Origin of the sequence: Acinetobacter sp. YH12041 (assembly GCF_013419975.1) — a bacterium.
Lineage (GTDB): Bacteria > Pseudomonadota > Gammaproteobacteria > Pseudomonadales > Moraxellaceae > Acinetobacter.
The window spans coordinates 13,335-28,350 of record NZ_VOZC01000021.1 but is presented as its reverse complement, the minus strand read 5'-3'; the positions used below and the strand labels follow the sequence as shown (position 1 = coordinate 28,350).

At 42.8% G+C, this 15,016-nt stretch carries 17 protein-coding genes; 11 read left to right on the top strand and 6 right to left on the bottom strand.

The annotated features are described in order from the left end of the window. Positions 1-538: 538 nt before the first annotated feature. The 5 genes from FTU00_RS13130 to FTU00_RS13110 all read right to left on the bottom strand — a co-directional run bounded on the left by FTU00_RS13130 (position 539) and on the right by FTU00_RS13110 (position 3,323). Entirely contained in the window at positions 539-1,321 is a 783-nt protein-coding gene (locus FTU00_RS13130; protein ID WP_180003681.1) for a thiazole synthase, read from the bottom strand. Positions 1,322-1,338: 17 nt separating this feature from the next. After that, complete coding sequence (gene thiS / locus FTU00_RS13125; RefSeq protein WP_180179868.1) at positions 1,339-1,536, bottom strand: sulfur carrier protein ThiS; 198 nt, start codon at positions 1,534-1,536, stop codon at positions 1,339-1,341. Between the two features lie 39 nt (positions 1,537-1,575). Continuing rightward, a complete protein-coding gene (locus FTU00_RS13120; protein ID WP_004782466.1) occupies positions 1,576-1,941 on the bottom strand; it encodes a DUF423 domain-containing protein in 366 nt (121 codons plus the stop codon). Positions 1,942-2,078: 137 nt separating this feature from the next. Further along, positions 2,079-2,948, bottom strand: a complete 870-nt coding sequence (gene rpoH / locus FTU00_RS13115; protein WP_180179867.1) for an RNA polymerase sigma factor RpoH — start codon at positions 2,946-2,948, stop codon at positions 2,079-2,081. Between the two features lie 141 nt (positions 2,949-3,089). Continuing rightward, positions 3,090-3,323, bottom strand: a complete 234-nt coding sequence (locus FTU00_RS13110) for a sulfurtransferase TusA family protein (protein WP_180012087.1) — start codon at positions 3,321-3,323, stop codon at positions 3,090-3,092. Positions 3,324-3,704: 381 nt separating this feature from the next. Between FTU00_RS13110 and FTU00_RS13105 the strand changes: the two genes are divergently transcribed. Together FTU00_RS13105 and rhlB are read left to right on the top strand one after the other, a co-directional pair. Then, entirely contained in the window at positions 3,705-3,920 is a 216-nt protein-coding gene (locus tag FTU00_RS13105) for a cold-shock protein (RefSeq protein WP_004782461.1), read from the top strand. Positions 3,921-4,016: 96 nt separating this feature from the next. Then, the gene (rhlB, locus tag FTU00_RS13100; protein ID WP_004782458.1) at positions 4,017-5,168 is read left to right on the top strand and encodes an ATP-dependent RNA helicase RhlB; all 1,152 of its coding nucleotides are present in this window, start codon (positions 4,017-4,019) and stop codon (positions 5,166-5,168) included. A gap of 60 nt (positions 5,169-5,228) precedes the next feature. On the opposite strand, the gene FTU00_RS13095 is transcribed toward rhlB, so the two are convergent. Further along, positions 5,229-5,606, bottom strand: coding sequence for a hypothetical protein (locus FTU00_RS13095; protein WP_171505595.1), 378 nt, complete (start codon positions 5,604-5,606; stop codon positions 5,229-5,231). Between the two features lie 265 nt (positions 5,607-5,871). On the opposite strand from FTU00_RS13095, the gene FTU00_RS13090 reads away from it, so the two are divergent. The 9 genes from FTU00_RS13090 (at position 5,872) to FTU00_RS13050 (ending at position 14,956) form a co-directional block, all read left to right on the top strand. Further along, a complete protein-coding gene (locus tag FTU00_RS13090; RefSeq protein WP_034169994.1) occupies positions 5,872-6,450 on the top strand; it encodes a nitroreductase family protein in 579 nt (192 codons plus the stop codon). Positions 6,451-6,483: 33 nt separating this feature from the next. After that, a complete protein-coding gene (locus FTU00_RS13085) occupies positions 6,484-7,557 on the top strand; it encodes an NAD(P)H-dependent glycerol-3-phosphate dehydrogenase (RefSeq protein WP_034704062.1) in 1,074 nt (357 codons plus the stop codon). Positions 7,558-7,629: 72 nt separating this feature from the next. Further along, a complete protein-coding gene (gene sixA / locus FTU00_RS13080; protein WP_180179866.1) occupies positions 7,630-8,085 on the top strand; it encodes a phosphohistidine phosphatase SixA in 456 nt (151 codons plus the stop codon). A 29-nt stretch (positions 8,086-8,114) separates the two neighbouring features. Then, positions 8,115-9,257 carry a type II secretion system protein GspL gene (gspL, locus tag FTU00_RS13075; protein WP_180179865.1) on the top strand — a complete coding sequence of 381 codons (1,143 nt, stop codon included), beginning with the start codon at positions 8,115-8,117 and terminating at the stop codon, positions 9,255-9,257. Beyond that, positions 9,257-9,736 (top strand): type II secretion system protein GspM, encoded by a 480-nt coding sequence (gene gspM / locus FTU00_RS13070; RefSeq protein WP_004782448.1) that lies wholly within the window; start codon positions 9,257-9,259, stop codon positions 9,734-9,736. The genes gspL and gspM overlap by 1 nt, the downstream gene beginning before the upstream one ends. 90 nt (positions 9,737-9,826) lie before the next feature. Further along, positions 9,827-10,828, top strand: a complete 1,002-nt coding sequence (locus FTU00_RS13065; RefSeq protein WP_005235085.1) for a quinone-dependent dihydroorotate dehydrogenase — start codon at positions 9,827-9,829, stop codon at positions 10,826-10,828. A gap of 5 nt (positions 10,829-10,833) precedes the next feature. Beyond that, on the top strand, positions 10,834-11,415 hold the full coding sequence (locus FTU00_RS13060) for a CvpA family protein (RefSeq protein WP_005235088.1): 582 nt from the start codon (positions 10,834-10,836) through the stop codon (positions 11,413-11,415). 24 nt (positions 11,416-11,439) lie between these two features. Further along, positions 11,440-12,975, top strand: coding sequence for an amidophosphoribosyltransferase (gene purF, locus FTU00_RS13055; protein WP_004782444.1), 1,536 nt, complete (start codon positions 11,440-11,442; stop codon positions 12,973-12,975). Positions 12,976-13,066: 91 nt separating this feature from the next. Next, complete coding sequence (locus FTU00_RS13050) at positions 13,067-14,956, top strand: M48 family metalloprotease (protein ID WP_180130592.1); 1,890 nt, start codon at positions 13,067-13,069, stop codon at positions 14,954-14,956. Positions 14,957-15,016: the final 60 nt, after the last annotated feature.

Genomic DNA, 15,016 nt, shown 5'->3' with positions numbered 1-15,016 from the left:
AGGATCAGAAAGCTTGTTTGAATCGATGTATTTCATCCGCAGATTATGCACGAATGCTAAGAAATCCGGAGTGCAAATATTAACCAAAAAGAAGATCGTTTTTTGATTTATGAAAGAGATCTAATAAGTTAGTTTATCAAAAGAAGGTGAGAGGACTCTTTTAAAAATCATATGAGACGGGTTTGTGATGAGCTGCAATGTGTCTTTCTCATCAATTAAAAATATTTTGAGTTCTTCATTTGAGAATCTAAGTTACTAGAAAATGATCAAGGAAACTCCCTCTCCTTATAGGAGAGGGCTAGGGAGAGGTTTTTAAGAAATCCCCTCATCCTCTCGTGGAGCATGCTCCCCATCCTGAAGAGAGAAGGAAGGAACTTTAATACTAATGAACGACCATTGTCTGATTTATGAAAGGGATCTCATCTTAATCTTAAAATGTAATCAGAGTCATAAAGATTTAAAAGTCCAGGAGTTTGCTGGAAACTCCTGAACAGATCGACATGATTTAAATAATTTTTTGGGCCTCTAGCCTCGATTATTATTTAAAGAAATAACCGGTTTCAGGTGAGCTGGCATTGGCCATGCGTTTGCGTGGCATACGACCGGCCAGGAATGCTTCACGACCCGCTTCAACCGCCTTACGCATCGCAGAGGCCATCAAGACCGGATTTTGTGCAGCAGCAATCGCAGTATTCATCAGTACGCCGTCACAGCCGAGTTCCATGGCAATCGCTGCATCACTGGCAGTACCGACACCCGCATCAACCAGCACAGGCACTTTGGCATTTTCTTTAATAATCGAAATCGTGTGTGGATTCAGAATCCCCAGACCAGAACCGATCAGGCTACCCAAAGGCATGATTGCTACGCAGCCCATACTTTCAAGTTCTTGTGCCACGATCGGATCATCTGAGGTATAGACCATGATTTCAAAACCGTCATCAATCAGGGTACGCGCTGCTTTCAAAGTTTCGGTAATATTTGGATAAAGAGTCTTTTCATCGCCCAGTACTTCCAGTTTTACCAGGTTATGACCATCCAGCAGTTCACGTGCCAGCATACAGGTGCGTATTGCGCTATTGGCATCAAAACAGCCCGCAGTATTTGGTAAAATGGTGTATTTTTCTGGTGGAACCACTGAAAGCAGGTTCGGTTGGTCTGGATGCTGACCAATATTCACCCGGCGAATAGCAACCGTTACAATTTCTGCACCACTGGCCTGAATGGCCTGATCTGTTTCATTTAAATCTTTATATTTGCCTGTGCCTACTAAAAGACGAGACTGGAATTGGCGTGAACCGATCTGTAATAAATCTTGCATAATTGTTCCAAGTGTTATTAGCCGCCACCGACTGCGTGAATAATTTCTATTTTGTCCGCTTCGCAAATGGGCGTTTCACCCAATCTGCTTTTAGAAATAATCATTTCATTGACCTCAACTGCAAAGCGTTTACCCTCAAGCGCCAGACTTTGAACCAGTTCCAGCAGGTTCTTGCATTGAGTTTCTTGTTGTTTGCCATTGATATACACCAGCATCTTGGCAACCCTCCATGATTATTGATTAAAGCATCAGACCTATTTGAGGTATTTTACGGCATTCCAGGCCAGAATTAACCAGCCAGCAATCATTAAGGCACCACCAATTGGCGTAATTGCACCTAAACCGCGCGGCAGACCCAGTGCCATGACATAGAGTGAGCCACAGAACAGGAAAATCCCCGCCTGGATCAGGAGAAAACTCCATTTGATTGGCAATTCAGGAATTACTCGGCTGATCACTGCTAGAATAAGTAAGCCAAGAGCATGGTAGAAGAAATAATCTGTGGCCGTTTGCCACCAGGTCAACTGTGCTTCAGTCGCTCGAGTCTTTAAACCATGGGCACCAAATGCGCCGAGCATGACTGCAAGCGCAAGATTCAGTGCTGAAATCGCAATCCACATTTGAATTGACCTTCCCAATAAAGTTTGCGCTTAACCTTAGCATAAAAGCTAAGGCTGAAACACGGCATTAAAAGACAAAAAAAGCCTTCATATATGAAGGCTTTTTCTTAAGATTAGTAGTTTATTAATTCAATACATCAGTTTGAAGACATTGCTACTTTAATCTTTTCCATTGCATTCTTTTCAAGCTGACGGATACGTTCGGCGGAAACATTATATTCAGCTGCCAGTTCATGCAAGGTTGATTTTTCATCATCTAGCCAGCGACGCTGCAAGATATTACGGGAACGGTCATCTAACTGTTCCAACGCTTCATGCAGGGCAGAGGTGCTTTGTTCCTCATAGTCTTCATTTTCAATCAGACGTGCCGGGTCATAACGGTTGTCTTCCAGATATAGTGCTGGAGCAACGTGAGTTGAATTTTCGTCATCATCGTCACCTGATGCTTCAAATGCTGCATCATAAGCCGTCAATCGGCCTTCCATTTCCAGTACCTGTTCTGGTGTTACATTCAGGTCATTGGCAATCGACTGAGCTTCTTCAAGCGTTAACTTTTTAGAAGACTTTTTCAGACTACGTAAATTGAAGAACAATTTACGTTGCGCTTTAGTGGTCGCAATTTTCACAATACGCCAGTTACGAATTACATATTCATGAATTTCAGCTTTGATCCAGTGCACCGCAAATGACACCAGACGTACGCCCATACTCGGGTCAAAACGTTTAACAGCTTTCATCAGGCCAAGGTTGCCTTCCTGGATCAGGTCACCTTGAGGCAGGCCATAACCTGCATAACTACGTGCAATATGTACCACGAAACGCAAATGAGACATGACCAGCATTTTTGCTGCGTCCAGGTCCTGGTCGTAGTAATAGCGTTCGGCCAACTCTTTTTCTTGTTCGGCCGTCAAAATAGGAATTTGATTGACAGTGCTAATATAAGCACCAAGATTGACACCTGGCGCCGATAATGACAGGGGCATCAATTGATTGCGGCTGTCACTCATGTGTTCTCCTTGAAGTGCGGGGGATTTAACCCTTAACTAGGTTCTATCTTAATCCAAACTCTCCTCAAATAATGGATATTTGGGTAGAGAAATGTAAACTTTTATACGAGTATGGAGAGCATCCAGTTTAATTGAAAATTTTTAAGATTCAATCAGGTAGTGATACTCGGTTGCAGAAATCTGTTGAGATTCGCATTTTAACTGATGCATTTGGCAATACCGTGTAACATCAGTTTGACTATATGGATCTGATGACTTTAACAAGAATGTTTTGCCCTGATCTGCTTTTAATGCACGCTTTAACATCAGGAGCGGCATCGGACAGGGTTTACCCATGGCATCAATAATATGCGCTTGACCGTGGTTATCACTCATTTCCGTTTTATTCATATCGCAAAAAAGGCTATAAATATTAGCAAATAGGATGCCAAAACCCAACTATTTAGCTAAAAAGTTACATGAAATAATATATATAATTTTTCTGATATATATTGTGAAAAAAATAACTAAATCAAAAGGAACAAAGCTAAAAAATATCTATTAATTGTCATAAACCCATGTTAAGCTCGTTGCGTATTTAGGATTTCAGATAAACAAATTGATTGTTTTTCGCCCTATACACAATGGATGTAACCGGGATTTTGTTAATAGTTTTACAGAATGATTACAAGCTTAAAAATAATATTTTCAAACTTGTTTGCTCTGCTGTTTGCAACACCGGGTGGTCCTTTTTTTAGTATCAATGAGGATTAACTTATGACAGCTGCTCGTGAACAAGGCGTAGTTAAATGGTTCAACGACACTAAAGGCTTCGGCTTTATTCAACGCAACGGCGGTGATGACGTATTCGTTCATTTCCGTGCAATCCAAGGTGAAGGCCACCGTTCACTTCGTGACGGCCAACGTGTTGAATTCAGTGTAGTTAAAGGCCAAAAAGGCTTCCAAGCTGAAGAAGTTCAACCATTAGACTAATCTTCGGATTAAGCTAATAAACGCCCCAATATAAATTGGGGCGTTTTTTGTTTATACTATTCCATCTTAGTGATTATCAAATTAGAGCAGCGCTTTATGTCATCTGGTTTTGAAACCTTAAATTTACATCCCCAACTGAAAAAGGCAATTGATGCTTTAGGCTTTACTTCCATGACGCCGATTCAGCAGAAGGTTTTAAAATTCACCTTGGCAGGACATGATGCTATTGGTCGTGCACAAACGGGTACGGGTAAAACAGCCGCATTCCTGATTAGCGTGATTAATGACTTGCTGAATAATCCGGTAAAAGAACAGCGTTATCGTGGTGAACCGCGTGCTCTGATTTTGGCACCGACTCGTGAGCTGGCATTACAGATTGAAAGCGATGCACATGAGCTGACCAAGTTTACTGACCTGAGTGTCGTAACACTTCTAGGTGGTGTAGATTTTGACAAGCAGAAAGCTCAATTGGATAAAGCGCCAGTGGATATCATGGTTGCTACTCCAGGGCGTCTGATTGATTTTGTCGAGCAAAAAGAAGTCTGGCTAGACCAGATTGAATTCCTGGTGATTGATGAAGCTGACCGTCTACTGGATATGGGTTTTATTCCATCAGTAAAACGTATTGTGCGTTTCTCGCCACGCAAAGAGCAGCGTCAGACGCTGATGTTCTCTGCAACTTTTAGCTATGATGTCTTGAATCTGGCACAGCAATGGTTATTTGAACCGGTCACTGTCGAAATTGAGCCAGAGAAAAAAACCAATGCCGACGTAGAACAGCGTGTGTATATGGTGGCGAAAGCAGACAAATATAAGTTGCTGCAAGACATTCTGCGTGATGAGCCGATTGAAAAGGTCATGATTTTCGCTAACCGTCGTGATCAGGTACGTAAGCTATATGATCATTTAAAACGTGATGGTTATAAGGTGGTAATGCTGTCAGGTGAAATTGCCCAAGACAAACGCTTAAAAATGTTAGACCAGTTCAAAAATGGTAAACATAACATCATGATTGCGACAGACGTTGCCGGTCGTGGTATTCATGTGGATGGCGTATCTCATGTGATTAACTTCACTTTACCTGAACAGTCCGATGATTACGTACACCGTATTGGTCGTACTGGTCGTGCGGGAACGCGTGGTGTAAGTATCAGTTTCCTGGCGGAAGATGATGCGTTCTATTTGCCAGAGATTGAAAAAGCGATTGGACAAAAATTACCGCTGACCCGTTTGGAAGGCTATTGCTAATCTAAACTGCAAAAAAACCGCTCTTAAAGAGCGGTTTTTTATTACTGCACATGTTGAAGCTTATTTTGCTTCACAGCGGAACGTTAAAACAGTCTGATAATCATCATTCTGGTTCAATCCGGTGTTGGTGCCGGCAATATTGCCTAATACAGTCGCAGCAGCCTGAATCATTTGTCCGGTCTGTTCATCGACTACACCTTTTAGTGCACCATTATAAGAAGTTTTTTCATCCAGAATAATCGCAGTTGCTTTGGAGCCACAGGTTTTGCTGGCGGCATTCACTGCATTATTTTTAGAGGTTAACTGGTTTTTACCTAATCCTGTTACTTCAAACTGATTATTTTCCTTTTGAACCGCCACTGAAGTCGGGTTAGATGCACAGGCAGTTAAAAGTAGAGCTGAAGCTGCTAATCCGCTGATCGCAATTGTTTTTTTCATCATAAAATCTCGCTTGAAAACAGAACTGGGAATATTGAAACACAGTAAAAAGCACAGAATTAGGAGCTGTTGTATAAGTTTGGCAATTTTTGATGTTGCTCTATGAGAGAAAAGTGAATGAAAGAGACCTTTTATTGATTCCATAGAAAATATTGTAATCTTCCTTAAATATTTTCAAGGTAGAGGTATTTGCAAGTTTCTAGAGTATTACTAGTGGAATATGCTAATCTTGACCGTAGTTTTTAAGTTATAGATCTATAAAGCAATGACGGAATCTGTGGTCGACATCGTTCATCAAAATATTCACCAACGTCAATCAATAGGACATTTGCTGGCACCTGCGCCGAATGCAGAACAGTTAGAAATGGCATTTAAAGCTGCTTTGACAGCACCGGATCATCACCGGTTAAAACCTACCACTTTTGTGATCATCCCGGATGCGCAACGTGAAGCATTTGGTGAACTGTTATCGCAAGCACTGATAGATCTGGGTCAAACTGAATCAGCTCAGATTGAACGGGTCAAGAATCATCCTTTTCGTGCACCTTTGCTGGTACTGGCATTAACCCGTTTGCAGGATCATCCGAAAGTGCCACATTTTGAGCAGATTTTGAGTTCAGGTGCCGCTATTCAAAACTTCTTGCTGTCTTTGCAGGCTCAAGGTTTTTCAACTATGTGGCGTAGTGGCGCAGTAGTAGAATCAAAATTTTTCAAGCAGTCGCTCGGCATTGGTAAGGATGATCTGGTTTCTGGCATTATCTATATCGGTACGGCGGCAAAAGCGATTGCACCACGTGCTGAAATCCAGACCCAGAATTATGTAAGTTATTGGAATCAAAACTAAGGCATTTCAAGACACAGGATATTAGAAAACAAGATGTCAGAATTAAATTTTACCGATTTGATTGAACCGGTAGTGGTCAACCAGAATACGGCTTTAAGAATTACAGTTTTAGGCGGTGGTAGTTTTGGTACTGCAATGGCCAATACCGCGGTTCGAAATGGCTGCGATACCATGATCTGGATTCGTGATCCGGAAGTAGCTGAAGATATTAATGCAACACATATCAATAAACGCTATCTACCGGATTTTAAGCTGGAAGAAAATCTGCTTGCTGTGTCCGATCTGGAGAAGGCTGTTCGTGATCGCGATATTATTCTAGTCGCAATTCCAAGCCATTCTTTCCGTGATGTGTTGCAGCAGATCAAGCCTTTTATCACATCTCAAGCCGTGATTTCCCTGACAAAAGGGATTGAGGCCAATACCTTCAGCTTTATGAGTGACATCATTCGTGAAGAACTACCGGAAGTGCCTTATGGTGTGCTGTCTGGTCCAAACCTGGCCAAAGAAATTGTCGCAGGTCAGCCGGCAGGTACGGTGATTGCCAGTGAATCTGAACTGGTACGTTATGCAGTGCAACAGGCACTCCATAGTGCATTATTCCGTGTCTTTGCCAGTGATGATGTGCATGGCGTAGAACTGGGTGGCGCATTGAAAAATATTTATGCGGTCGCGATGGGGATGGCGGCTGCCTATAATGTTGGTGAGAATACCAAGAGTATGATTCTGACCCGTGCTCTAGCGGAAATGAGTCGGTTTGCAGTCAAGCTGGGTGCAAATCCGCTAACTTTCTTGGGGCTTTCTGGTGTAGGTGATCTATTTGCCACTTGTAACAGTCCGCTGAGTCGTAACTATCAGGTTGGTTATGCATTAGGTAAGGGTAAAACCTTAGAGCAGGCGACGACTGAACTGGGGCAGACGGCAGAAGGGATTAACACGATTGTGCAGGTAAAAGCGCGTTCAGAAGAGCTGGATGTTTATATGCCGATTACAACTGCCTTGTATGAAGTGATCTTTGAAGGAGCGCCGCCGCTGACGATCGCTTTATCTTTGATGAAAAATGGTCATCGCAGTGATGTGGAATTTGTCTTGCCACATCATCAAGTCTGATCTATAACACAGGAAGAGCGATGATTATAATGCTGACTGATGACCGTAGCGACAAAATAAATAGGGAATAAGATGCAACTGACTTTAGTGCGACATGGCGAAGCCGCGCCACCAGTGAGTGGGAATGATAGCAAACGTCCCCTAACGGAACGCGGGCATCAACAGGCGGAACAGACAGCGCAGTATTTAAAGGACATCATCGAACCGGAAGTATTTGTGGTCAGTCCTTTATTGCGTGCGCAAGAAACTCTGGCGCATTTACAGCACTATTTTAAAGATGTGCCCGTGGTGATCTGTAATACCATCAAGCCTGATGATGATGCCAAAGTTGCAGTTGAATGGTTGTCACAACTGCCGTATGAGTCCATTGCGGTGGTTTGTCATATGAATGTTGTGGCGCATATTGCCTCTATTCTGCTGACTGAGTCTTTTCATCCATTTCATTTATCAGAAGCACGTATTTATGATCAGGCCGTAATTGCACCAGGTCTATCAACACAAGTTAAAAGCTTTATTCCAACAGTATAAAAACCAATTAAAACGGTAGAACACAATCGATGTTGTATTTATGGATGCCGGAAGCCAATGGGGTTTGGCAATGGTCAAAGGGGGAGTTCTGGAACGCTGTTGCGACACTCGAGCAGCTGATTCAGGATATTCAGGCTTATCATGGTGAAGAGGCGACGGTCTTTTTTCCAAGTCGTCATGTGCAGATTTTGCAGCAGACTTTGCCTAAGAGCCAATATAAAAAAATGGGCAATGATGGCATTAAATATCTGTTAGAAGAATATGTAGTACTGCCTGTCGATACCATGAAAGTGCTGCATCATTTTCAGCAGCCTGACCAGATCAGTATTCTGGGGATTGCAAATTCTACAGTTGAAACTTTGCAGCATGCCCTGAATTTGATTCCTGTTAAACTCGCTGCATTATTGCCAGACTTTCTGGTTTTGCCAGTGCCTGAACATGCGCAGCAGCGCGTTATTGCACAAATTGGTGGGCATTTGCTGGTACGTGAAGCTGAATATGTCGGCCAGTCAGTGGATGATCTGAGCCTTTATCTGGATTTTCAGTCTAAAGATCTGGAATATCAGGTCAGCAATCTCAGCCCTGAACAAATGAGCAGTTTAGAAGCGGTAGCAACACGTGAACAATTAAACTCGTTCCAATATACGTTGCCAATGCTAAAAAAACCGAAACAGCATCCATTTAATATCCTGCCAAAGGGTAAATCGGATCATACTGTTTCCGGTTACTGGAAAGCCTGTGCGGCGGTTTTTCTTGGGATTTTAGTACTACAGTTTACTTATGATGCGGTGCGCTGGTATCAATATAAAAAAGTCGCCAATACCACTGCGATGCAGGCGATTGACCAGTTTAAATATTGGTTCGGACAAAATTATCCGGTCACTGAGCAGAATATTAAAAGTCAGTTTGAAGCCCAGCTTCGTCAAAGTCAGACTGCGGATACTCAGGCTTTGCAGCTCATTAGCCGAGTCGGGCCGGTGTTGATGCAAAACCAGATTGTGGCACAGCGTGTCAATTATGATCCGTCTGGATTGAGTCTGCAGTTACAGTCCAATTCATCTGAAAGTTTAAATACTTTGACCAAGCAACTGGGGCAGCAGGGCTTTAAAGTAGAATTGGGGAATATACAGGCGAATGGAACAGGCGCCGTAGGACTGGTGAAAATACAATAATGAAAGCTATTGAAACCTTACAGAACCGCATGGATCTGCAAATTGAAAAACTGACCGATTATCTGGATCGTTTGTCAGCACGTGAACGCATTCTGGTAATCTTTACCACAATCTTTGTGCTGGTGACCGCTGTTGCGAGTGCACTCTGGGCAATGCATCAGGCAGCAGATACCCAGCAGAAACGTTTAAATGATCTAAAAGATACGCTGGTCTGGATGCAAAGCAATGCTGTTACTATGAAGCCGGCAGGAGACTTGCAATTAGATGCAGCAGAAAAAGTGCAGCGTATTGCTCAGCAACAAGGGCTGTCGGTCGCATCACAGCAAATGGATGGAAAAATTCAGTTGATGCTGTCTCATGAAAATTATTCTGTGCTGGCCAACTTCCTGACACAGTTGGCACAAATGGGGCTAAGTATCGAGAAAATGGAACTAAATAATGAAGCAGGGCAGATTAAATTAACAGCGACTGTGCAATAACTGGTAAAAATAAAGATTTGCAAAGCATGGTTTTTTTGTCAGCCTATGCCTATAATATGCCGACTTAAAAAGCAGTAGACTTTTCTAGATATGTTGTATTCTCTAGCCCGCCCTTTGTTGTTTTCTTTAGCACCAGAGCGTGCACATGAGCTGACACTATCACTATTAAAATCATCCCATAAAATGGGCATGATGCGTCAAAATGTTGCTGTGAAACCTGTGACCTGTATGGGAATCGAATTTCCTAATCCGGTCGGTCTTGCAGCAGGGTTAGATAAAAATGGTGCCTATATTGATGCCTTGGCCAGTCAAGGCTTTGGTTTTATTGAAATTGGTACCATTACTCCACGCCCGCAACCTGGTAATCCTCATCCACGTTTATTCCGTCTTCCGAAAGCCAAAGCGATTATTAACCGTATGGGTTTTAATAATGATGGTGTGGACAAACTGATTGAAAACGTTAAAGCTGCAAAATTTAAAGGTGTACTGGGAATCAATATCGGTAAAAACGCTGATACTCCGGTAGAAAAAGCAGTAGATGATTACCTTATTTGTTTAGAAAAAGTCTATAATTATGCTTCCTATATCACCGTTAATATTTCTTCTCCAAATACCAAGAACCTGCGCAGTTTACAAAGTGGCGATGCACTGACTGAATTGCTGGAAACGCTAAAGAATCGTCAGCTGGAACTGGCTCAGGAACATCAGCATTACGTTCCTCTGGTATTAAAAGTTGCACCGGATCTTGAAGCTGAAGATATTGCCTTTATTGCCAAGCAGTTATTGCAATACAAGATTGATGGTCTGATCGTGACCAATACCACATTGTCACGTGAAGGTGTGGAAGGTCTGGAGCATGCAGAAGAAGCGGGCGGTTTATCAGGCGCGCCAGTCTTTGAGAAAAGCACGGCATGTCTGGCTGCATTTGCAGAGGAATTAAAGGGACAAATTCCATTGATTGGTGTGGGTGGTATTCTTTCAGGTGCGGATGCGCTGGCCAAGAAAAAAGCTGGTGCAAGCCTTGTACAAGTCTATAGTGGCCTCATATATACTGGGCCGGAACTGGTTAAAGACTGTGTAGCCGCGCTTTAAATCCTATGAATGCCATTGATATCTTTCTACTGATTATCTTGCTCATTGGAGGGCTCAACGGTTTGCGCCAAGGATTTATTAAAGCCTTTGCGAACTTAGTGGGATGGATTTTTGCCTTGATTATTGCGGCGAAATATTCAACACTACTTGCGCCCTCAATGGTTGCTCTCAGTACAGATCCAGTGGTACAGAAGATTGCAGCCTTTGCCTTTATCGTTCTGATGATTGTGGTACTCACCTGGATTGTTACCTTTCTGCTCAACCGCATTTTAAAAACCCTGAAACTTGGTCCGCTGAATCGTCTTGCGGGCGGTGTTTTCGGCAGCCTGAAAGGTTTGCTGATTGTTCTGATTACCATGCAGGGGATTGGCCCTTGGGTGGAAAGTTCGCCGCACTGGAAGCAGTCCAAATTTATACAGGTCTTATTGCCATATGCGCCTTGGGCAACAGAGCTCTCCAAAGAAGCCGCAAATGGCGCCCTGCAACATATCAAGTCTGAAGGGGCACAGAAACCTTCAGATTCCTCATCTGAACCGGCATCCAAGGCCAAGAGTTCAGATGCGTCAACGAATAATCCTTTTTATTAATCCTAGCTTGTCTGCGAGGTTGCTATGTGTGGAGTAGTTGGTATAGCTGGTAAATCACCTGTTAACCAAATGTTGTTTGATGCATTAACGATGTTACAACATCGTGGACAAGATGCAGCTGGGATTGTGACTTGTCAGGAAGGCCGTCTGTTCCTGCGTAAAGATGTCGGTATGGTCCGTGATGTATTTCATACCCGTCATATGCGTGCTTTACAGGGTAATTATGGTATTGGTCATGTGCGTTATCCAACGGCGGGTACTTCAAGCAGTGCCGAAGCGCAACCATTTTACGTAAACTCACCTTATGGGATTACGCTGGCGCATAACGGTAACTTAACCAATGCTGAAGAAATTCATGACGACCTGTTTAAAACTGACCTGCGTCACATGAATACTGATTCAGATTCAGAAGTGCTACTAAACGTACTGGCGCACGAATTACAAAAACGTGGCAAGCTGGTACCAACATCTGAAGATATTTTTCAGGCTGTAACGCGTGTACATGAGCGTTGTAAAGGTGGGTATGCCGTTGTTGCGATGATTACTGGTCAAGGTCTGGTAGGCTTCCGTGATCCAAACGGTATCCGTCCATTAATTTATGGTTCGCGCGAAACAGAAAATGGTATGGAATATATCATTGCTTCTGAATCTGTAGCGATTACGGCACTAGGCTTCAAAGTTGAACGCGATATCGAACCGGGTGAAGCGGTTTTCATTGATTCTGACGGTAATTTCTTTACCCAGCAATGTGCAGCGAATCCAGAATATCGTCCATGTATTTTTGAATATGTGTACTTTGCTCGTCCAGATGCAACTATTGATGGGATCTCTGTGTATAAAGCCCGTTTGAAAATGGGTGAGAAACTGGCACAAAAAATCCTGCGCGAGTGGGGCGATGAGCATGACATCGATGTGGTGATTCCAATTCCGGATACTTCGCGTACTTCGGCATTAGAATTAGCCAATATGCTAGGCGTGAAATTCCGTGAAGGTTTCATGAAAAACCGTTATATCGGTCGTACCTTCATTATGCCAGGTCAGCAACTGCGTAAAAAATCAGTACGTCAAAAACTGAACCCGGTTGAGCTCGAGTTCCAGGGCAAAAACGTTCTACTGGTCGATGACTCGATTGTGCGTGGTACGACTTGTAATGAAATTATTCAGATGGCACGTGATGCGGGTGCGAAAAAAGTATTCTTCGCTTCTGCGGCACCTATGGTGAAATATCCAAACGTATACGGTATTGATATGCCGGCGAAATCTGAACTGATCGCTTCTGAACGCAGTGTAGAAGAAATCCGTGAAATCATTGGTGCTGACCGTCTGATTTTCCAGGATCTGGAAGACCTGAAAGATGCAGTACGTACCAAAAAAGTTCCTCATTTGCGTGAATTTGACTGTTCTGTATTTGATGGTGTGTATGTCGCAGGTGGAATCAATGCTGAATACCTCGATCAATTAGAGCAAAAACGCAGTGATGGCGCCAAAAAAGGCGACAATTTTATTGATGTGAATATTGATGCAGCATCAGTTGACCTGACCGGTGTACGCGAAGTCTAAGCAATTAAAATCATGATGAAAAAGCGGGAATTTCCCGCTTTTTTGTTTTATGATGTGCCCAAGGAAAGACCAGATCAGTTAGGGTGGTAGATTGAAAAGCGTAGGATATGCTTTGGTCAAAAACAAGAATATGCTATTGCTAGCCAGCTTTTGTCTGATTGCGATACTATTAACAGTTCTGATTATCAATACAGTGGTTGGCCTGTTTGTTTTCTATGCTGATCCTGGCCAGTCGATATGGTGGCATGTCCTTAGTCCTTATCTGGTAGCACTGGTTTTGTTCTTGATGATTATTTCGGTCATCTATGAATTTTATACGTTTCGTGCCGGCGGCTATTCTTTAGCCCAGCAAATGGGCGCGCGTCGACTGAACCAAATGGAAAGTATTCCGGAAGAAAGTGCTGCACTACGGATCAATACTCAACTGGCAGATACGTTCCTGATTGAACCGCCAGCTATGTATGTCCTGCCGAATGAAGTGGGGGTCAATGCATTAACAGCGGGTTTTAGTCCACGTGATACTGCTATTATTCTGACTTGGGGTGCATTACAAACTCTTGATGAAATTGAACTTTATGGCTTGCTCAGTCATGAATTTAACAAGATTCTATCTGGTGAAACAGCTGAAAATACCCGCCTGAAAATTCTATATAGCAGTCTGACCACTTTTAGCCAGTGGGGCAGCAAGATTGCGAAGTTGGGGTTTTATCGAAATGATGTACCTCGGGAAAACAAGTTTGAAACCTTCTATGTCTCAATCGGAGCAGTCATCTGGTTGATTGGCAGCTTGGGTATTTTGATTACACGTTTTATTAAATATATTTCATTGGGCGGACGTACCTATAAAAATGACCAGAAAACCCGACGCCTGATTCAGAATGATGCCAATATTCAGACTTTATTGCGCATTCATGTGCATCATTCAGGATCACAGATCTATAGTGAATATGCCGAATCCATTTCACATATGTGTTTTGCCAATTCTTTAAGTCCACAGAACTGGTTGAATATTCATCCGAATATTAATCAGCGTATTTATGAATTAAATCCTGCTTTGATTCAGGATTTGCAGCTCGAAAATCTGAAGAAATTAAAAAACCAGCCTTTGTTTAGTTTGTTTCGTTCACTCGAAGATGTCGTGCCTGAAAGCACAGCAGTCTGGGAATCCCCACAGCCTTTGCCTTTGTTGCGTTTGTCTCCGATCAGTTTTGCGATCAAAGATGCCATCAAGCCATTGAATCCTGAACTACGTGCCAATATGCCGCGTCCGGAACTGATTGAGCGTGCTTTGCAAACTTCGACCGGTTCACGTGAGGTGATGGTCGCGATTCTGATGATCCGGCAATATCGTGAGTTTATTCCAACCGAGGCAGAGGTCAGTCGTGCGATTATTGATTCATTATTAAATCTGGATGGACGGGTACATATCTCGATTTTCCAGCAGGCCTGTAAAAATATTGGTGGAATGCCTACCACGGTGGCACGGCAGTTTTTAATGAAGCTGGCAAGGATTATTCAGGAAGATGGTGAAATCGGTTTGCTGGATGCTTTATTGCTAGAACGGGTGAAGTATGAACTGAATTTGCTGCCGATGCATACGCCAACGTCTTTAGATGAGGTCAAACCACAGATTGTACGTCTGATTGATGCCTTGCTGCATGTGCAGCAGATTAACAGCGATAATCAGCTAGAGGTTCGGGAAAAGATTTTAAATCGTATTCTTAGCCCAAGAGAACTTGAGCTGTATAGTGAAATCTCAGATGAGCCGATTGATTTGGCTGAGATTTTAAATGATATTGCCGGATTGTTATTGCGTGATCGTCTGAGCATGTTAGGAATTGCAGAAGTTTGCCTCTGGAGCGACCGGATCATGACTCAGGATGAGCTGGATGTGATGGAGCTTTTATACTGGCGCTTGGGCTTTGAATCCAATGAAATTACCCAGCAAATGCTTAAGAAAAACAGCTTGATGATTATCTAGTATTTTTTAAATTAATAAGATGTATTTAAGTCCAGTCTTTCAAGAACTGATCTATAAACA